Raw genomic sequence first — 19028 nt, 5'->3', positions numbered from 1 at the left:
TACCAGTTCCGGCAATGCAGGCACTGCGAACCGCAATGGCACAGGGCACCTGATGGCCGTCAATTCCGCAACTCCGCGACATTGGCAAACAGCTCCAGCGCGTCCGGGTTGGCAAGCGCCTCCCGATTTCTGACCGGCCGATTGTGAACGATATCGCGCACGGCAAGTTCGACGATCTTGCCGGATTTGGTGCGGGGAATATCGGCGACCTGGATGATCCTTGCCGGCACGTGCCGTGGCGAGGCGCCTGCGCGAATACGCGCCTTAATCTCCCTGGTCAGTCGGTCGTCCAGCGTCAGTCCGTCCGCCAGCCGGACGAACAGCACGACGCGCACATCCTCGTCCCAGTCCTGGCCGATACAGATCGCTTCGGCGATCTCGTCCATCTGCTCGACCTGATTGTAGATCTCAGCCGTGCCGATCCGAACCCCGCCGGGATTAAGCGTCGCATCGGAACGGCCATGGATGACGATGCCGCCATGGGACGTCCATTCGGCGAAATCGCCGTGGCACCAGATGTTGTCGAACCGCTCGAAATAGGCGGCTCGGTATTTCTGACCGTCGGGATCGTTCCAGAACATCAGCGGCATGGAGGGGAATGCCTTGGTGCAGACCAGTTCGCCCTTTTCGCCACGCACCGGCTGGCCCTCGTCGTTCCAGACATCGACGGCAAGGCCGAGTCCCGGCCCCTGGATCTCGCCGCGCCAGACCGGCTTCAGCGGATTGCCCAGCACGAAGCAGGAGACGATATCCGTGCCACCGGAGATGGAGGCGAGATGGACGTCGTTCTTGATGCCCTGATAGACGAAGGAAAAGCCTTCCGGTGACAGCGGCGAGCCCGTCGAGGTCACGAGGCGAAGGGTGGACAGATCGTGGCTCTGCGCAGGCACGATGCCACTTTTGCGCACGGCGTCGATATATTTCGCGGACGTGCCGAAAACGGCGAACCGCTCCTGTTCAGCATAGTCAAACAGGATGTTGCCATCCGGAGCAAAGGGCGAACCGTCATAGAGGCAGAGTGTGGCGCCAACTGCGAGACCGGAGACCAGCCAGTTCCACATCATCCAGCCACAGGTAGTGAAGTAGAACAGGTTTTCACCCGGCTCGATGCCGCAATGCAGCCGATGTTCCTTCACATGCTGGAGAAGCGTGCCGCCGGCCGAGTGGACGATGCATTTCGGGATGCCGGTCGTGCCTGACGAAAACAGGATGTAGAGCGGATGCGAGAACGGCAGCGGCTCGAATTCGACGGTCCGTGCCGTAAATGGCGCCAGGAAATCGGCAAGCGCGCGGCCGTCGGAGAGGGTCTTTGCGAGCGGCGCGGCATTCTTGTCCTGCGACCCTGCATAGGGCACGACCAGAACCGGTACGCCGAGCGTCTTTGAAACCGCGTCGACCTTTGCCGACACATCCTGCAGTTTGCCGTTGTACCAGTAGCCATCGCAGGTGATGAACAGCTTTGGGCCGATCTGTCCGAACCGGTCCAGCACGCCCTGTTCACCGAAATCCGGTGAGCAGGAAGACCAGATTGCCCCGATAGAGGCTGCTGCCAGCATGCAGGCGATCGTTTCAGGCATATTCGGCATCATCGCGGCGATGCGATCTCCCCTGCCGATGCCGAGTGCGCGGTATGCCTGCTGAAGCCTTGACACCTCGCCCTGCAACCTTTCCCAGGACCAACGGTCCTTGACCTTGTCCTCGCCCCAGAAGACCAGAGCGTCCGAGGTCTTCGCGTCGGCTCCGCTGCCGGCAAGCAGGTTTTCGGCGAAGTTCAGGCGTGCATGGGGAAAGAAGCGGGCGGCGAGCATCTCGCCATCGTCGTCCAGGTAGACGTCGCCCTTGTCGCCCTTGACGCCGCAGAAATCCCAGACGGCGGACCAGAAATCGCCGCGCTGTTCGATCGACCAGCTGTGGAATGCGTCGTAATCCTCAAAACCGATTGAATACCGCTCGCTGCACCAGACGATGAAGCGGGCAAGCGGTGCTGTCCGCAACGTCTCCTCCGATGGCGACCAAAGCGGCTGCTGCTCACTCATGCAATTCTCCTCCTATGCCGTTCACAGGCGCGTCCCTGACCGTCTGTATATCATGCGATCGAAGGGGATAAAGCACTGGAGCGCGCGCTTGCTGCATTTGCGCGACGCCGGCATTTCCTATATTCGCGTGAGCCATGCCCAACGAGACAGACGGAAAGCTGCGTAGGACCTTCGGACGCCCCTTAGGGAAGCGGACGCGCATCGCCTTGATCGTTCTGGTCTCGCTGCTGAGCCTCTTCGTCGCCTTCCAGCTCGCGGCACCCTTCCTTGTTTCGACCGTGCTGGTACGGGAACGAATGGAGCGCGCCGTCGAGGAATGGATCGGCCACGACGTGTCGATCGGCGGACAGCCGTCGCTTGCCTTCTGGCCGGAGCCGCGCATCACATTCTCCGATGTAATGGTTCGCAACATCGATCATGGCAAGAAAGGCATGCTTGGCAGCGTCCGTGAACTGTCGGCGTCGTTCGATCTTCTGGGCGCGCTGGTGGGTCAGCCGGAATTCAAGGATTTCCACCTCAAGGACCCGCAGCTTTTCGTGCTGCGCAAACCGGATGGGCGACTGGACTGGACCAATGACGGATTGCTCAGCCGCGCCGTTCGCGCTGTCAAAAGCGATGGCACCGGTCAGTTGCTGGACAATTCGAATGATGCGCCGATCGGCGATGTCCTGATCGAGAACGGCACGCTTCAGATTACCAACGAAGAGGATGGCCGCATCGTCCGGGTCGACCGGATCGACAGCGAGATCGACTGGTCCTATCTTTCACGCAGCGCGAGCTTCAAGGGCCAGGCAACGATTGCCGGCCGCAGGGTCACGGCCGATATCACCTCGCGCCAGCCTCTGCTTCTGTTTTCGGGCCGCAGCAGTAGCACTTCGGGCTCGATCCAGTCGGACCTGTTCAACGCCAAGTTCAGCGGCGTCGTCAACCTCGCGAGCCACGGCTTTTTGTCCGGAGATGCCGAATTTGCAACGGCGGATGGCGCCAAAGCCATGCAGTGGATGGGGTTCGACCTGCCAGGCACGGAAAAGCTGAAGCAGCTCTCCGTGAAGGCCCGGCTGATCACCAACGATACGGCGATGCGGTTCGAAAGCCTGTCGCTCGGTATCGACGACATCACGGCAAGCGGCATTCTGGACCTGACCATGCCGGCGGATGCGCCCCCGCGGCTGACCGGGACGCTCGCCCTCAACACCCGCGACGTGTTGCCGATGCTGGCCGAGATCGCGCCGCGACTTCTCGACAAAAGCGATCCCGCCGCAAGACTGCGCGACCGGCTCGAGCTGGATTTGAGGCTATCCGCACAAAGCGTCGAGATCGGCCCCTTCCAACTCAGCGAAGTTGCCGTCGGCATCATGAATATCGGTGACCAGTCACGGATCGATATTCTCGACAGCGATTTCGAAAACGGACGACTGACCGGCCGCATCGCGACGATCAAGGACGAAGAAACGGGCGGCGTTGCAATAAGGCTCTCCGTACAGGACGCCGACTTCGCCAGCGTGATCAGCCGGCTTGGCCTGACGGCCCCGCTACCCGGCGCCTCGGGCTCGCTCGAACTGGCGCTGGACGTGGCGCGACCGGTGACGGCGGAAACGCTGCGCAACGCCAAAGGATCTCTGCGCTTTCGTGCCGGCAGCGGAACTCTGCCCGGTGTGGACATGGCAGGCATAAGACGGCTGGCGACCCAAAAACCCTATTTCACGCTGAGCGAAGCAGGGACAGGAGCTTACGAATTCCAGAGTGTCGATATTAACGTCACCGTCGCCGATGGTTTAGCCGATATCCGCAACGGGCTGATCGTTGGAACCAACGAGCGTATTACGCTCAACGGCATCGTGCCCTATGCCAATAACAGCCTCGCGCTTTCTGCCGGTGTGCTCACAGATTCCAGCGGGACAACCAGCGGGGACGCTGCCGCTGGCCGCCCGGATGCCACCCACTTTTTCATCGGGGGATCCTGGCAGAACCCGGTGATCTGGCCGGTCGCAAAGCCCACGCCGAAGATCACCGAATAACACACGCCCTGACGGTTCAGCTCCCGGTCCGCAGCGCCATATGCTCGTCGCGGATACGCCGGACCTCGGCGCGCTTGGTGCCGATCGAGGTGGCGATGACGCCGAGTGTCACCAGCGCGATCAGGATCGTGCAGATTGCGTTGATCTCCGGCGTCACACCGAGCCTCACCTGCGAATAGATCTTGATTGGCAGCGTGGTGGCACCTGGCCCAGTGTTGAAGCTTGCGATCACAAGGTCGTCCAGCGACAGGGTGAAGGCGAGCATCCAGCCGGAGATGACGGCGGGCAGGATCAGCGGCAGGGTGATCTGGAAGAACGTCTTGACCGGCGGGCAGCCGAGATCGAGCGCTGCCTCTTCCAGACTGCGATCGAAGGTGAGAAGCCGCGACTGAACGACGATCGCCACGTAGCACATGGTGAAGGTCGTGTGGGCGATGATGACGGTCCAGAACCCGCGATCGACGCCGATCGCCACGAACAGAAGAAGCAGCGACAGGCCGGTGATGACCTCCGGCATGACCAGCGGCGCATAGATCATGCCTGAGAACAGCATTTTTCCCGGAAACTTCTGGTAGCGGACCAGCGTCAGCGCTGCCAGCGTGCCGAGGATGGTACCGAACGTGGCGCTCAACAGACCGACGCGGGCCGTGACCCAGGCGGCATCCATAAGACCCTGGTTCGACCACATCGAGACGTACCAGTTGAGCGAGAAGCCGCCCCAGACCGTGACGAGCCGCGAGGCGTTGAACGAGTAGACGACCAGAATGATGATGGGGATGTAGAGGAAGGCGAAGCCAAGCGTCAGGACGGTGGCATCAAGGCGGTTCTTTGTCATCTCACGCCACCTTCTTCTGCTGGTTCTGGAAGATGGCGATCGGCACGACCAGCATCAGCAGCAAGACCACTGCTACGGCCGAGGCAAGCGGCCAGTCGCGGTTGCTGAAGAACTCCGTCCACAGCGTCTTGCCGATCATCAGCGTATCGGCGCCGCCAAGCAGATCCGGGATGACGAATTCGCCTGTGATCGGGATGAAGCAGATCATCGAGCCTGCGATGACGCCCGGCAGCGACAGTGGAAAGGTAATCTTCCAGAACGCCTTCCACGGCGGGCAGCCGAGATCGTTGGCGGCTTCGAGCAGGGTATTGTCCATCTTTTCGAGCGCCGCATAGAGCGGCAGGACCATGAAGGGCAGATAGGAATAGACGATGCCGATAAAGACGGCCGTGTCGGTTCTGAAGATCTCCACCTGTTGATCCGGTCCCATCAGCCCGATCGTCTGCAAGGCGAGCGTCAGCAACCCGTCCGGCTTCAGGATGCCGATCCAGGCATAGACGCGGATGAGGAACGAGGTCCAGAACGGCAGGATGACCAGCATCAGAAGGATCGGCCGGATGGAATTGGGTGCGCGCGCCATGGCAAGCGCCATCGGATAGCCGATGAGGAGAAGCAAGAACGTCGAGATCGCGGCAATCCGCAGCGACGACATATAGGCCTGGAAGTAAAGCGGGTCCTCGGTCAGGAACAGGTAGTTCTCGATGTCGAGTTCGGAGACGAAATCGCTGATGGCGCCCCAGCCGCCGAACACCGGCGTATAAGGCGGCATGGCAATCGCCGTGTCCGACAGCGAGATCTTGAAGATGATCAGGAAGGGCGCGACGAAGAACAGCAGCAGCCAGAGATAGGGCACTGCGACGACCAGCCAGCGGGCCGGGTTGGCATGCGGATTGTCGGCTGTCGTATCGGCCATGATCGCGCTCCCTATCGTGTCAGCACAAGGCCGGCATCGCGTGACCAGGTCAGCCACACCATGTCGCCGAAGGTGATCGGCCGATCGACCAGGCGCGAGACGTTGGCCTGCGCGGCGCGGATGATACGGCCATCCTCCATCTTCACGAGAAATACCGAGAAGTCGCCGAGATAGCCGATGTCCCAGACTTCGCCATAGGCCGCATTGAGGGACATATCAGCGGGCTGTTCCTGAGAAATGCGCACCTTTTCCGGGCGGACCGCGTAGGCGACGTGATCTCCCTTGACGGCCTGGCATTCCTGTTCTGCGGCAACGCTCAGACCGTCGCTGTCGATCCGCACCAGGCCGGGGGCGCCGAGCGCGCTATCGGTTTGCGTCACCGTGCCTTCGAGGATGTTGATATCGCCGATGAAGTCCGCCACGTAGCGGCTGTTCGGGGCCTCGTAGATTTCGGCCGGCGTTGCCACCTGCATGATGATGCCCTTGTCCATGACCGCGATACGGTCGGACACGGTCATCGCCTCTTCCTGGTCGTGGGTGACGATGAGGAAGGTGAGGCCCAGCGTCTGCTGGATATCCATCAGTTCGAACTGGGTTTCCTCGCGCAGCTTCTTGTCCAGCGCGCCGAGCGGTTCGTCGAGCAGCAGGACCTTCGGGCGCTTTGCGAGCGACCTTGCCAGCGCCACGCGCTGGCGCTGGCCGCCGGAAAGCTGTGCCGGCTTGCGCTTGGCGAACTGCTCCAGCTTGACGAGCTTCAGCATTTCCTCGACGCGGGTATCGATCTCGCCCTTTGGCAGATTGTCCTGCTTGAGACCGAAGGCGATGTTCTTTTCAACCGACATATGCGGGAAGAGCGCGTAGGACTGAAACATCATGTTGGTCGGGCGCTTGTAGGGCGGAACACCGGAAATGTCCTTGCCCTGCAAAAGGATGCGGCCTTCCGTCGGCTCCTCGAAGCCTGCCAGCATCCGCATCAGCGTCGTCTTTCCGCAGCCGGACGGCCCGAGCAGCGAGAAGAATTCCCTCTCGTAGATATCGAGCGTCAGATTATCGACGGCGGTGAAATTGCCGAAGCGCTTGGTGATGTTTTCAAAGCGGATGAAGGGCACCGAAGCCGGATCGGTCCACGGAGAGAATTTTCGTTTTACCGGTCCGAGTGTCTTTGCCATCGCCTGCCCCGCCTGCCCTAAAGAAATATTGCCAGAAACAGATCGGGGCAGGTTTTGCCTGCCCCGAAGCCGATGGTTACTTGCCGGTCTTGATCTGGGTCCAGAGCCGGTTCAGCACGCGCTGTTCCTTGGGCCCGTAAGGCGAGATCGTGAAGAGCTTCTTGGTGACCTCTTCGGTCGGGTAGACCGCCGGGTTTTCCAGGACTTCCTTGTCGATGAACTTCTGCGAGGCCAGGTTGCCGTTGGCATACTGAACGTAGTTCGATGCCTTGGCGATCACTTCGGGCTTCATCAAGTAATTGATGAATTCATGCGCTTCGGCCACGTTCTTTGCATCGGCCGGGATCGCAAGGTTGTCGAACCACATATAGGTTCCTTCCTTGGGGATCGAGAACTCGATGTTGACGCCGTTCTTGGCTTCCTCGGCGCGGGTCTTTGCCTGCAGAATGTCGCCCGACCAGCCGATGGTGATGCAGATGTCGCCGTTGGCGAGATCATCGATATAGGACGAGGAGTTGAACGTCTTTGCCGAGGAGCGGATGTCGGAATAGACCTTGCCGCCCGCTTCGAGATCCTTCGTTTCCTTGCTGTCGGGATCCTTGCCGACATAGTTCATGCCGATCGCGAAGGTCTCGTCGGATGCATCGAGGATGTTGACGCCGCAGGACTTGAGCTTTGCAGCATTTTCAGGCTTGAACAGCACGTCCCAGCTGTCGAGGGGCGTATCGCCGAGTGCCTTCTTGACCTTATCGACATTGTAGCCGATGCCGGTCGTGCCCCACATGTAGTTGACGGCGTATTCGTTGCCGGGATCGTATTTGGCAAGACGCGCCGAGATTTCCGGCCACAGGTTGGAAAGGTTGGGGATCTTGGACTTGTCGAGCTTCTGGAAGACGCCGGCCTGAATCTGGCGGGCGAGGAACGGGGCGGTCGGCACCACGACGTCGTAACCGGAGCCGCCGGCAAGCAGCTTGGTTTCCAGGATATCGTTGCTGTCAAAGACGTCGTAGACAACCTTGATGCCGGTTTCCTTGGTGAAGTCCTGCAGGATCGATTCATCGATGTAGTCGGACCAGTTGTAGACATGCACAGTGCGTTCCTGGGCGGAAACACCAGACACGCTGAAAGCGGTCGCAGCCAAAGCGGCGGCTATGCTGAGCAAATGGGCTTTCATCAATTCTCTCCTGTTGCAGCACCTGCAGCCACCGCCCCTGCGCCGCAGGACGGTTCGCGCGAATTTCCCTATAATTTTGAGGAGAGTAGAAAGGAATTCCCCGGGCCACAAGGGGGAATGTGCAATGCAGCAGCGGTTACCGGAAATCGACGCCGCATGAATCCGTGCCCTTGTGCCAAGCCGAAATCGCAACCGGCTCATCGTTCACAAAAAAGGGCGGCCCGAAAGCCGCCCCTTGTCATTTCATCTGCCCGCGCTCAGGCTGCCCGGCTATCCTGACGGGCCATTGATCTCTGGCTGTCGATCTTGAACTGCTGGACGAGGCCGAGCAGCATATCCGCCTCTTCAGCAAGGCGACGGCTCGCCTCGCTGGTTTCGCCCACCATGGCACCGTTCTGCTGGGTCATCTGATCCATCTTGTTGACGGAGCTGTTGATGTCCTGAAGCGCTGCGGCCTGGTCGCGGCTGGCAGTGGCGATCGTATCGACATGCTTGCTAATGATGGTGATGTCGCTGCTGATCGTGGCCAGCACTTCGCCCGCTTCCTGCACCAGCGTCGATCCGGAATGGACCTCGTGGCTGGACTGGTCGATCAGGCCCTTGATTTCCTTGGCCGCATCGGCGGAGCGCTGGGCCAGTTCACGGACTTCCTGGGCGACGACCGCAAAGCCCTTGCCGGCATCCCCTGCCCGCGCGGCTTCGATGCCGGCGTTCAAGGCGAGGAGGTTGGTCTGGAAGGCAATGTCGTCGATGACGTCGATGATCAGCTCGATCTTCTTGGACGCTTCCTCGATCTTGCCCATCGCTTCGACGGCATTGCGGACCACGGTGCCGGAACTGTCGGCGCTCTTCTTGGTCTGCGTCACGGCGTCATTGGCTTCACGAGCGCGTTCGGCAGAGGAGCGCACGGTGACGGTGATCTCGTCCACGGCGGCTGCCGTCTCTTCGAGCGAAGCGGCCTGGCTTTCGGTGCGGCGTGACAGGTCCGTCGACGAGTGGCTGAGATCGGAGCTGCTCTTCTGGATCAAGAGCGTGCTGGTGCGGATATGCGTCATCGTTTCACGCAGCCGCAGGATCGAATTGTTGAAATCGGTCCGCAGGCCTTCAAGACGACCGGAGAACGGCGTGTCGATCGATGCGGACAGATCGCCCTGGGACAGACGCGACAAGGCCGATCCAAGCTGCGTGACGGCGTGCTCGATCTGGGCGTCGACATGCTGCTTTTCGGTATCGTTGCGATGGCGATCCGCTTCCGCCTCGGCACGCTCTGCGGCGCTGCGGCTTTCGATCAGCTGCTTTTCGCGGTCCTTATCGCGGAAAACCTCAAGGGCCCTGGCAATGTTGCCGAATTCGTTCGGCAGCTGGAGATAGGGGATCGCACTCTTGTTATCGCCCTGCGCAATGGCGCGGACGCTGCCGGTCAGCACGCCGAGCGGGCGCACGAGAGCCCGGATGGCGAAAAAGCTGAAGAAGCCGAGCACCAGAAGCGCGATCGCCGACGTGCCGATGAGGATATAAGCAGACGACGCGATATGGGCGAAATAGACTTCCATCGGAACACCGATGAAGAGGACGCCGGTGACTGCACCTGCGGCATTGGTGATCGGGTAATACCCGGTCATGTAGTCCTTGCCGAACAGAACCGCGTTTCCGAAATAGGATTCGCTCTTGCCGAGCTTCGGCTGCGCCGGATGTTCGGGAGCAAGCTTCGTGCCGATGGCGCGCTCACCCTTCTCAGTCTTCACGTTGGTGGAGATGCGAACGTAGTCTGCGCCCTGCTTTTCAAAGATCGTTGCAACGCCGCCGATGGCAGCAGCGGCACGGTCGACCACATCATGGCCTTTCAGAGCGCCTTCGCCCTGGAGAACCTTGTTGACGACTTCGTCGCGGATCTCGGTCTTCGCACCGGGCAGTTCCAGCTCATAAAGAAGCCCCAGCGTGCGCATCGCCTTATAGGCATCGGCACGTGCACTCGACATGACGTCGTTCCGAAGATTGACATAGGCAAGCCCGGAAAGAGTAGCCGCTGCCACGGAAACGAGAAAAAGGCAGAGGAGAACAATCCGGGATACAACGGATGAGGGGAGAAGCTTCTTGGTCAAAACAGGGCTCTTTCCAAAATGTGAGAGACACTGTTGTTTTTGACGGAGATATCTGAAGATTAGATAAATAGGAAATTGACGTAACTCAAGCGACCGACGTAGATCCAGAGCTACACCGACGCCGTTACTCGTTCACACATTCCTTGCCGCAGCAAGGCTGCGGGGAGACTACGTCAGAAGTAGAAAGGAACCGAAAGAAGAGCAACAGTTGCTCCAATCGCCATCGCCAGAAATCTTACGCGGATCAACTTTGCGTTATCCTGGGTCTTGGCAATAGCAATTGCACGGGCGCTGCGGGTCTTCTGCATAGGTATCCGACTCCACGATCTTGGTGATGGCCGCCGGAAGCCGGCGGGTACGCAGCCTATAGACCAAACAAATGGGCTGGCATTAAGGCAGCATCCTCCAGGCATATTAACAACACCTGAATCGAGCACAACTGGCATTTCTACCTAGAGGCTGTCTCCGCAAGCATAGCCGGAAGACCAGGCCCACTGGAAGTTATAGCCGCCAAGCCAGCCTGTAACGTCGACGCACTCGCCGATGAAATACAAGCCTGGCACGGCCTTGGCCTGCATCGTTTTGGAATCCAGTGCGGAAGTATCGATACCACCCAGCGTGACCTCGGCCGTGCGATACCCTTCCGAACCGGCGGGGCGGATCTTCCAGTCCTGGATCGATGCTGCAAGCCCTGTCAGCATCTTGTCGGAGAGATCCGCGAGATTGCCGGTGACGCCCCGGTTTTCGACGAAGTATTGGGCAAGACGCTTGGGCAGTATTTCGCCAAGCGCCGTCTGCGCCGCCTGTCTGCCGTTCGTCTTGCGGGCCGCCTTCAGTGCATCGCTGATTGAGGCATCCGGTTCGATCGACAGCGTGATGTCGTCACCTTCCCGCCAATAGGAGGAAATCTGCAGGATGGACGGGCCACTGAGGCCGCGATGGGTAAACAGCATGGCCTCGCGAAATCCCGTCCGGCCGTGGTGCACTTCTGCAGGAACCGCGATCCCGGACAGCGGCGACAGTTTTTCGAGTGTGTTCTGGTCGAAGGTCAGCGGCACGAGGCCGGGGCGCGTCTCGACCAGCTTGAGCCCGAACTGCGCAGCAATCTCGTAGGCGAAGCCCGTGGCGCCCATTTTCGGGATGGACTTGCCGCCCGTCGCCACCACCAGCGACCCGGCTTCGAACTGGCCGGCAGAGGTGGCCAGCCGATATCCGTCGGGCGATTTTTCGATGCCGTCGATCGCCGTCTGAAGCTTCAGGGACACTTTCGCGGCCGACATTTCCGCCAGCAGCATCGCGATGATGTCCTTGGCGCTGTTGTCGCAGAACAGTTGGCCGAGCGTCTTTTCATGCCAGGGAATCCGATGCCGTTCCACCAGATCGAGGAAATCGCGGGCCGTGTAGCGGGCAAGTGCCGATTTGACGAAATGCGCGTTGCCGGAGAGGTAATGCTGGGGGGCCGCACCGATATTGGTAAAGTTGCAGCGGCCGCCTCCCGAGATGCGGATCTTTTCGCCGGGCGCCTTGGCATGATCGAGCACCAGCACCGAGCGACCACGCTGGCCGGCGCGGATGGCGCACATCATGCCGGCGGCACCGGCGCCCAACACGATCACATCGAATTTCTGTGCCAATGGTCATCCTCTCGTCATCGACTTGCTGTTTTCGATTGGAGCCTCCAAGTCAAGATGGCGGGGGCACAATAGCGAATTCAGCCTGCTCCTCGCCAAGAAGTCAGCGCGCTCTCAGCCAAAGAGTGTTCCCAAACATCATTCCATGGCTATGATGGGGCTCCGATCAACCTGACCCCGGTGTGTTATGCCGCGCAAGAAATCATCCCCTGTCCTGGCAACCGGAACCGTGGCGAAAGCCGCGACAGCCCAGCCAACACTGACTTCGCTTCGCGGCGTTGCAGACTGGCGTGAGGCAGCCGCTTGGCTTCGGGCACGCGGGATCGAAGACATCGAATGCATCACGCCCGATCTAGCCGGCGTGCCGCGCGGCAAGATGATGCCCTCGTCGAAGTTTACGTCCAACACCTCGCTGGCGCTGCCTTCGGCGCTCTATCGCCATACCATCTCCGGCGAGTATCCCGACGAGACGGCAAACTTCCGCTATGAGCCGCGCGACAGCGATCTCAAGCTGATGCCTGATCTCTCGACGCTTGCCGTCGTGCCCTGGGAGAGCGACCCGACGGCGCAGGTGATCTGCGACATCGTCGACACCGATGGTCAGGCGGTGTCCTATACGCCGCGCAACGTTTTGAAGAATATCGTCAAGCTCTATAACGACCGCGGGTGGAAGCCCGTCGTGGCGCCGGAGATCGAGTTCTATCTGGTCGCCAAGAACGACGACCCGGATTATCCACTGCATCCGCCGAAGGGCCGCTCCGGTCGGTCGATCCTCGGTGGACAGAGCTATTCGATTGCCGGCATCAACGAGTTCGACGAACTGATCGACGACATCTACCATTTCTCCGAAAAGCAGGGCCTCGAGATCGATACGCTGATCCACGAGGAAGGCCCGGCGCAGCTGGAAATCAATCTTCGCCATGGCGATCCGGTGGAACTAGCCGACCAGGTCTTCATGTTCAAGCGCACCATTCGCGAGGCGGCGCTGAAACACGGCATCTATGCAACCTTCATGGCAAAGCCGATGCAGGGCCAAGCGGGATCTGCGATGCATATCCACCAGTCGGTGGTGGAAATCGAGACCGGCAAGAACGTCTTTTCCAACGCCGACGGTTCGGCATCGGAGGAATTCTTCCACTTCATCGGCGGTATGCAGGCCTTCATCCCGAAGGCGCTGGTGATGATGGCGCCTTACGTGAATTCCTACCGGCGCCTGACGCCGGATATGGCGGCACCCGTCAACTCCGCCTGGGGTTACGACAACCGCACCACGGCCTTTCGCGTACCGGTTTCGGACGCGAACTCGCGGCGTGTCGAGAACCGGTTGCCGAGCTCCGATGCAAATCCGTATCTTGCGCTTGCGGCCTCTCTCGGCTGCGGCCTGCTCGGCATCAAAAACAGGCTCGACCCGACACCGCCGACGGAAGATTCCGCCAATGAAGGCGAGATCGACCTGCCGCGCGATCTCCTAAAGGCAGTCTCGCTGCTCGAGGACGAGCCGGCGCTTGCGGAAGTGTTCAGCAAGGAATTCATCGGCCTTTATGCCGGCGTGAAACGCGGGGAATTCGAGACGTTCATGCAGGTGATCAGCCCTTGGGAACGGGAATTCCTGCTCCTCAACGTGTGAGGGAAAAGGTATCTTGGACAATTGGCAGAGCCCCATCGCCTCGGGCATTTCTTGGTATCAGGCAAGCGTTGGCGACCGGGCGACCTACCCTCCCCTCGACGGCTCGAAGAGCGTCGACGTTGCCATCATCGGCGGCGGCTATACCGGGCTCCAGGCCGCTTACACGCTGGCGAAAGCCGGCACGTCGGTGGTGCTGATCGAGGCTGCGCATTTTGGCGACGGCGCATCGGGACGCAATGGCGGGCAGTTGGGCACAGGCCAGCGGTCATGGCCGGAGGAGATCGAGGAGAAGCTGGGTTTCGAGCGCTCGAAAGCGCTGTTCGACATGGCCGAGGGCGCCAAGCGCTATCTAATGGATTTCGCGTCCGCCCACGGCATCGACATGGAATACGTGCCGGGCCAGCTGAACGTTGCCCACAAGCGGGGATACGAACGCTACTACCAGGCCAATGCCGCAATCGCGGCCGAGCGCTACGGCTATCCGCATGTCACGTTCATGGGCGCGAAGGAAACCGCCGAGCGGGTCGGCACGACCGATTACCATTGCGGCGTGCGCGACATGGGAACCGGCCATATCCATCCGCTGAAACTCCTGATCGGACTGGCACGGGTGGCGCATGACGCAGGCGCTTCGATCCACGAGGAAACGCCGGCAACCAGGATCACGCAGTCCGGCGGCAAGACCCTGATCGAGACGCCGCGCGGCATGATTTCGGCCGCTCGGGTGCTGCTTGCCACCAACGCCTATATCGGCAATCTCGAACCGGTGACCGGCGCGCATATCATGCCGATCGGATCCTTTATCGCGGCAACCGAACCGCTCGACGAGTTTCCGCAGGTCATTCCCGGTGGCGAGGCCGTCTGCGACAGCCGTTTCGTGGTGCGCTACTTCCGCAAGTCGCTGGACAACCGGCTGTTGTTCGGTGGCCGCGAGGTCTACACGTCGAGCAATCCGAAGGACACGGCCGAGGCCATCCGCCGCCAGATCGTCGATACCTATCCGGCGCTGAAGGATGTCCAGATCACCCATGCCTGGGGCGGCAATGTCGGGATTACCCTGCCGCGGCATCCGTTCGTTCGCGAGGTGATGCCGGGCGTCACATCGATCGGTGGCTATTCCGGTCATGGCGTGATGCTGTCGAATTATTGCGGCAAACTTTACGCCGATATGGTCCTGGGAAATCGCACAGAGCTCGATTATCTGCGGGACCTCGACATACCGTCCTTCCCCGGCGGGCGGCGCATGCGAAGCCCTCTTCTGTTCCTCGCGCTGACTTGGTTTGCGCTCAGAGACAGGATGTGAGACGCCTCCCCTACCGCCCAGTTGCGATTTCGGGCTAGCGTTTTTAAATCGATTAGAATATGTGTTCCACCAACTATGCGAGATGAAAGAATAGCGATGAGCAGCCAGATCATCCCAGTCGAGCCGTTTGATTGCGTCGTTTTCGGCGGCACCGGCGACCTTGCGGAGCGCAAGCTTCTGCCGGCCCTCTACCATCGTCAGATCGAAGGCCATTTCACCGAACCAACCCGAATCATCGGCGCATCGCGCAGCGCGCTTTCGCACGACGACTACCGCAAGTTCGCCCAGGACGCCCTCAAGGAGCATCTCAAGAAGGGTGAATACGACGAGGCGGAAGTCGAGAAGTTCTGCAAGCGTCTCTATTACGTGTCCGTTGATGCGAAATCGGAAGGCGGATGGGCCGAACTGAAGAAGCTGCTCGACGAGGGCAAGGACCGCGTCCGCGTGTTCTATCTCGCCGTCGCGCCTGGAATTTTCGGTGCCATTTCCGAAAAAATCCGCGATCACAAGATGATCACCAAGCAGACCCGTATCGTCGTCGAAAAGCCGATCGGCCGCGACCTTGCGTCAGCGCTGGCGCTCAACGACCAGATCGGCAAGGTCTTCCCGGAAGAGCAGATCTTCCGCATCGACCACTATCTCGGCAAGGAAACCGTGCAGAACCTGATGGCGCTGCGGTTTGCCAACGCGCTCTATGAGCCGCTGTGGAATGCCAACCATATCGACCATGTGCAGATCACCGTTGCCGAAGCGGTGGGCCTCGAAGGCCGCGCCGGTTACTACGATACGGCGGGTGCTCTGCGCGACATGGTGCAGAACCACATCATGCAGCTCGTGTGCCTTGTGGCGATGGAAGTCCCATCGTCGATGGACCAGGAAGCCGTTCGCGACGAAAAGCTGAAAGTGCTGCGTGCGCTGAAGCCGATCAACGAATCCAACGTTCAGCAGATGACGGTGCGCGGCCAGTACCGCGCCGGCGCTTCGGCAGGCGGCGCCGTCAAGGGCTACCTGGAAGAGCTGGAAGGCGGCGTTTCCAACACCGAGACCTTCGTTGCCATCAAGGCCGAAATTGGCAACTGGCGCTGGGCCGGCGTTCCCTTCTACATCCGGACCGGCAAGCGTCTTGCCAGCCGCATGTCGGAAATCGTCATCACCTTCAAGCCGATCCCGCACAATATCTTCGATGCGAGCGCTGGCCGGATTGCAGCCAACCAGCTGATCATCCGCCTGCAGCCGGACGAAGGCGTCAAGCAGTCCCTCATGATCAAGGATCCGGGTCCGGGCGGCATGCGCCTGCGCGAAGTGTCGCTGGACATGAGCTTTGCCGCCGCCTTCAACGTGCGCAATCCGGATGCTTACGAGCGTCTGCTGATGGACACGATCCGTTCCAACCAGACGCTGTTCATGCGTCGCGACGAAGTGGAAGCCGCATGGCGTTGGGTCGACCCGATCCTCAAGGGTTGGGAAGCCGCCGGCCAGCAGGTTCAGGGCTATACCGCCGGAACCTGGGGACCGAGCCAGGCGATTGCCCTGATCGAGCGCGATGGTCGCACGTGGCACGAGACCTGAGGTAGCCATGACCTACACGACTCACGACTATTCTGACGGCGCGGCTCTGGCAGCCGCGCTTGCCGACGAGGTGGCAAGCCGCCTCGCCGCTGCGATCTACGCACGCGATTCGGCCTGCATCGCTGTTTCGGGCGGCTCCACGCCGAAGAAATTCTTCGAGGAGCTTTCGAAGCGCGAGCTTGCCTGGGACAAGGTGAAGGTGACGCTGGTCGACGAGCGCTTCGTGCCCGCCGACAACGAGCGCTCCAACCATCTCCTGGTTGCCAAGCATCTTTTGGCGAACAATGCGGCGGCAGCGACCTTCGTGCCGCTCTATTACGATGCGCCCTCGATCGAGGATGCGGCCGTGATTGCGACAAAGGCAACGGCTGCGCTCGACAAGCCGTTCGACGTCGTGATCCTCGGCATGGGCGGAGACGGGCACACCGCCTCGTTCTTCCCGCATGGCAACAATCTGGAACAGGCGCTCGACCTTACCGGTCTTTGCCGCGTCATGACGATGAAAGCGGAAGGGGCCGGCGAAGAGCGGTTGACCTTCTCCTTCTCCAGCCTTTCGGATGCCCGCTTTCTGGCGCTGCATATAGAGGGACAGGGCAAGAAGGACGTGCTGGAAAAGGCGATCGCCGGATCCGATGAGACCGAAATGCCAGTCCGTGCGGTTCTGAACCGTGCCGCATCGCCACTCGACATTTACTGGGCGCCGTAACACGCGCCTCACCTGGCGGCCGCTTCTTGAGGGGCCGAAGCAGTAACACCAGCGATCCCGGCACTCTCCCAGACCGGGATCGACCCAAGGAGGATGAACCATGGGCGCCCATTCCGGCATTGAGGCGATCACCGCCCGTATCGTTGAACGATCGAAACCGCATCGTGAGGCCTATATCGACCGGGTGCGCCGCGCCGCATCGCGCGGGCCGCATCGCACCACGCTCTCCTGCGGCAACCTTGCACACGGCTTTGCGGTCTGTTCCCCCGCCGAGAAGGACGCGCTCGCAGGCGACGTCGTTCCGAACCTCGGCATCATCACCTCCTATAACGACATGCTCTCGGCTCACCAGCCCTACGAGACCTTCCCCGCGATCATCCGCGAGGCGGCACGCGCAGCCGGCGGCATCGCCCAGGTGGCTGGTGGCGTTCCAGCCATGTGCGACGGCGTCACACAGGGGCAGCCCGGCATGGAGCTGTCGCTGTTTTCCCGCGATGCGATTGCCATGTCTGCCGGTATCGGCCTGTCGCACAACATGTTCGATGCCGCCGTCTATCTCGGCATCTGCGACAAGATCGTGCCGGGCCTGGTGATTGCGGCCCTGTCCTTCGGGCATCTGCCGGCAGTGTTCATTCCGGCCGGACCGATGACGACGGGTCTGCCGAACGACGAGAAGTCGCGCATTCGCCAGCTTTATGCGGAAGGCAAGGTCGGCCGCGCCGAACTGCTGGAAGCGGAATCCAAGTCCTATCACGGCCCGGGCACCTGCACGTTCTACGGCACGGCCAACTCGAACCAGATGCTGATGGAGATCATGGGCTTCCATATGCCCGGCGCCTCCTTCGTCAATCCGGGCACGCCGCTTCGCGAAGCACTGACGCGCGAGGCCGTCAAGCGGGCGCTCGCCATCACCGCACTCGGCAACGAGTTCACGCCGGCGGGCGAGATGATCGACGAACGCTCGATCGTCAACGGCGTCGTCGGCCTGCATGCGACCGGCGGCTCCACGAACCACACGATGCATATCGTGGCGATGGCGCGTGCCGCCGGCATCCACCTGACCTGGGAAGATATTTCGGAACTGTCCGACATCGTTCCGCTGCTGGCCCGCGTCTATCCGAACGGACTGGCCGACGTGAACCATTTTCACGCAGCCGGCGGCATGGGTTTCCTCATCCGCGAGCTTTTGAAGACAGGCATGGTGCATGACGACGTGCGCACCGTGTTCGGCCACGGGCTCGAGGCCTATACGGTGGAAGCCAAGCTCGACGAGAAGGGCCTCGTGGAGCGCCATACGGTGCCGCAGACAAGTGGCGACCCGAAGGTTCTGGCGCAGATCGAAACGCCGTTCCAGCCGACCGGCGGCCTGAAGATGCTGACCGGCAATATCGGCAAGGGCGTCATCAAGATTTCGGCCGTGAAGCCGGAGCGACATATCATCGAGGCGCCGGCCATCGTGTTCCACGACCAGCAGGAACTGCAGGACGCGTTCAAGCGCGGCGACCTGAACCGCGACTTCATCGCCGTCGTGCGCTTCCAGGGACCGCAGGCGAACGGCATGCCCGAGTTGCACCGTCTGACGCCGCCGCTCGGCGTGCTGCAGGACCGCGGCTTCAAGGTGGCGCTTCTCACCGACGGGCGCATGTCCGGCGCATCGGGCAAGGTGCCGGCCGCCATCCACATGACGCCGGAAGCCTGCGATGGCGGGGCAATCGCCAAGATCCAAAACGGTGACATGATCCGTCTCGACGCTGTTGCCGGAACGCTTGAGGTTCTGGTGGACGCCGCCGAATTCGAGGCGCGCCTGCCTGCCAAGGCGGACCTTTCCGAAAACGAATTCGGCATGGGCCGCGAACTCTTCGCCGCCTTCCGCCGCAACGTCGGCCGCGCCGAGCACGGCGCCAGCGTGTTTTCCTGAAATAACAAAGGGCGGCCTTGAGCCGCC

The 19028-nt window shown here is 60.9% G+C and carries 14 protein-coding genes; 6 read left to right on the top strand and 8 right to left on the bottom strand.

All coding sequences use genetic code 11. The features are described from left to right. Positions 1-59: 59 nt before the first annotated feature. Positions 60-2036 (bottom strand): acetoacetate--CoA ligase, encoded by a 1977-nt coding sequence (locus tag G6K99_RS02835; RefSeq protein WP_174195644.1) that lies wholly within the window; start codon positions 2034-2036, stop codon positions 60-62. A 134-nt stretch (positions 2037-2170) separates the two neighbouring features. Here G6K99_RS02835 and G6K99_RS02830 point away from each other — a divergent pair, with 134 nt between their 5' ends. Further along, on the top strand, positions 2171-4054 hold the full coding sequence (locus tag G6K99_RS02830; protein ID WP_174195643.1) for an AsmA family protein: 1884 nt from the start codon (positions 2171-2173) through the stop codon (positions 4052-4054). Between the two features lie 16 nt (positions 4055-4070). Here the strand turns inward: G6K99_RS02830 and G6K99_RS02825 are convergent, their stop codons facing one another. The 7 genes from G6K99_RS02825 to G6K99_RS02800 all read right to left on the bottom strand — a co-directional run bounded on the left by G6K99_RS02825 (position 4071) and on the right by G6K99_RS02800 (position 11881). Next, positions 4071-4889: an ABC transporter permease gene (locus G6K99_RS02825; RefSeq protein WP_062453767.1), complete on the bottom strand. Its 819-nt coding sequence runs from the start codon at positions 4887-4889 to the stop codon at positions 4071-4073. A gap of 1 nt (position 4890) precedes the next feature. Beyond that, positions 4891-5802, bottom strand: a complete 912-nt coding sequence (locus tag G6K99_RS02820; RefSeq protein ID WP_113166233.1) for an ABC transporter permease subunit — start codon at positions 5800-5802, stop codon at positions 4891-4893. A gap of 11 nt (positions 5803-5813) precedes the next feature. After that, positions 5814-6971 (bottom strand): ABC transporter ATP-binding protein, encoded by a 1158-nt coding sequence (locus tag G6K99_RS02815; protein WP_174195642.1) that lies wholly within the window; start codon positions 6969-6971, stop codon positions 5814-5816. A 76-nt stretch (positions 6972-7047) separates the two neighbouring features. After that, positions 7048-8145 carry a polyamine ABC transporter substrate-binding protein gene (locus G6K99_RS02810; protein WP_082471837.1) on the bottom strand — a complete coding sequence of 366 codons (1098 nt, stop codon included), beginning with the start codon at positions 8143-8145 and terminating at the stop codon, positions 7048-7050. A 257-nt stretch (positions 8146-8402) separates the two neighbouring features. After that, positions 8403-10124: a methyl-accepting chemotaxis protein gene (locus G6K99_RS02805; RefSeq protein WP_244631342.1), complete on the bottom strand. Its 1722-nt coding sequence runs from the start codon at positions 10122-10124 to the stop codon at positions 8403-8405. Positions 10125-10420: 296 nt separating this feature from the next. Then, positions 10421-10555 carry a hypothetical protein gene (locus G6K99_RS23375; RefSeq protein WP_256413687.1) on the bottom strand — a complete coding sequence of 45 codons (135 nt, stop codon included), beginning with the start codon at positions 10553-10555 and terminating at the stop codon, positions 10421-10423. A gap of 144 nt (positions 10556-10699) precedes the next feature. Next, the gene (locus G6K99_RS02800; RefSeq protein ID WP_174195640.1) at positions 10700-11881 is read right to left on the bottom strand and encodes an NAD(P)/FAD-dependent oxidoreductase; all 1182 of its coding nucleotides are present in this window, start codon (positions 11879-11881) and stop codon (positions 10700-10702) included. Positions 11882-12065: 184 nt separating this feature from the next. Between G6K99_RS02800 and G6K99_RS02795 the strand changes: the two genes are divergently transcribed. The 5 genes from G6K99_RS02795 to edd all read left to right on the top strand — a co-directional run bounded on the left by G6K99_RS02795 (position 12066) and on the right by edd (position 19001). Further along, a complete protein-coding gene (locus G6K99_RS02795; protein WP_062453771.1) occupies positions 12066-13505 on the top strand; it encodes a glutamine synthetase family protein in 1440 nt (479 codons plus the stop codon). A gap of 13 nt (positions 13506-13518) precedes the next feature. Next, the gene (locus G6K99_RS02790; RefSeq protein WP_174195639.1) at positions 13519-14808 is read left to right on the top strand and encodes an FAD-binding oxidoreductase; all 1290 of its coding nucleotides are present in this window, start codon (positions 13519-13521) and stop codon (positions 14806-14808) included. A 96-nt stretch (positions 14809-14904) separates the two neighbouring features. Then, complete coding sequence (zwf, locus tag G6K99_RS02785) at positions 14905-16377, top strand: glucose-6-phosphate dehydrogenase (protein ID WP_062453773.1); 1473 nt, start codon at positions 14905-14907, stop codon at positions 16375-16377. Between the two features lie 7 nt (positions 16378-16384). Then, the gene (gene pgl, locus G6K99_RS02780; RefSeq protein WP_174195638.1) at positions 16385-17083 is read left to right on the top strand and encodes a 6-phosphogluconolactonase; all 699 of its coding nucleotides are present in this window, start codon (positions 16385-16387) and stop codon (positions 17081-17083) included. 100 nt (positions 17084-17183) lie between these two features. Then, positions 17184-19001: a phosphogluconate dehydratase gene (gene edd, locus G6K99_RS02775; RefSeq protein WP_174195637.1), complete on the top strand. Its 1818-nt coding sequence runs from the start codon at positions 17184-17186 to the stop codon at positions 18999-19001. Positions 19002-19028 lie beyond the last annotated feature (27 nt).

It is taken from the genome of Neorhizobium sp. AL 9.2.2 (assembly GCF_013317225.1).
Taxonomy (GTDB): Bacteria; Pseudomonadota; Alphaproteobacteria; order Rhizobiales; family Rhizobiaceae; genus Neorhizobium; species Neorhizobium soli.
This window is presented reverse-complemented; position numbering and strand designations above follow the sequence as displayed.

What these genes read in the sequence shown, in the direction of transcription:
- G6K99_RS02825 (WP_062453767.1), bottom strand. Translation starts at nt 4,889, where the DNA reads ATGACAAAGAACCGCCTTGATGCCACCGTCCTGACGCTTGGCTTCGCC.
- G6K99_RS02815 (WP_174195642.1), bottom strand. Translation starts at nt 6,971, where the DNA reads ATGGCAAAGACACTCGGACCGGTAAAACGAAAATTCTCTCCGTGGACC.
- G6K99_RS02805 (WP_244631342.1), bottom strand. Translation starts at nt 10,124, where the DNA reads ATGTCGAGTGCACGTGCCGATGCCTATAAGGCGATGCGCACGCTGGGG.
- zwf (WP_062453773.1), top strand. Translation starts at nt 14,905, where the DNA reads ATGAGCAGCCAGATCATCCCAGTCGAGCCGTTTGATTGCGTCGTTTTC.
- edd (WP_174195637.1), top strand. Translation starts at nt 17,184, where the DNA reads ATGGGCGCCCATTCCGGCATTGAGGCGATCACCGCCCGTATCGTTGAA.
- G6K99_RS02820 (WP_113166233.1), bottom strand. Translation starts at nt 5,802, where the DNA reads ATGGCCGATACGACAGCCGACAATCCGCATGCCAACCCGGCCCGCTGG.
- G6K99_RS02810 (WP_082471837.1), bottom strand. Translation starts at nt 8,145, where the DNA reads ATGAAAGCCCATTTGCTCAGCATAGCCGCCGCTTTGGCTGCGACCGCT.
- G6K99_RS02830 (WP_174195643.1), top strand. Translation starts at nt 2,171, where the DNA reads ATGCCCAACGAGACAGACGGAAAGCTGCGTAGGACCTTCGGACGCCCC.
- G6K99_RS02835 (WP_174195644.1), bottom strand. Translation starts at nt 2,036, where the DNA reads ATGAGTGAGCAGCAGCCGCTTTGGTCGCCATCGGAGGAGACGTTGCGG.
- G6K99_RS02795 (WP_062453771.1), top strand. Translation starts at nt 12,066, where the DNA reads ATGCCGCGCAAGAAATCATCCCCTGTCCTGGCAACCGGAACCGTGGCG.
- G6K99_RS23375 (WP_256413687.1), bottom strand. Translation starts at nt 10,555, where the DNA reads ATGCAGAAGACCCGCAGCGCCCGTGCAATTGCTATTGCCAAGACCCAG.
- pgl (WP_174195638.1), top strand. Translation starts at nt 16,385, where the DNA reads ATGACCTACACGACTCACGACTATTCTGACGGCGCGGCTCTGGCAGCC.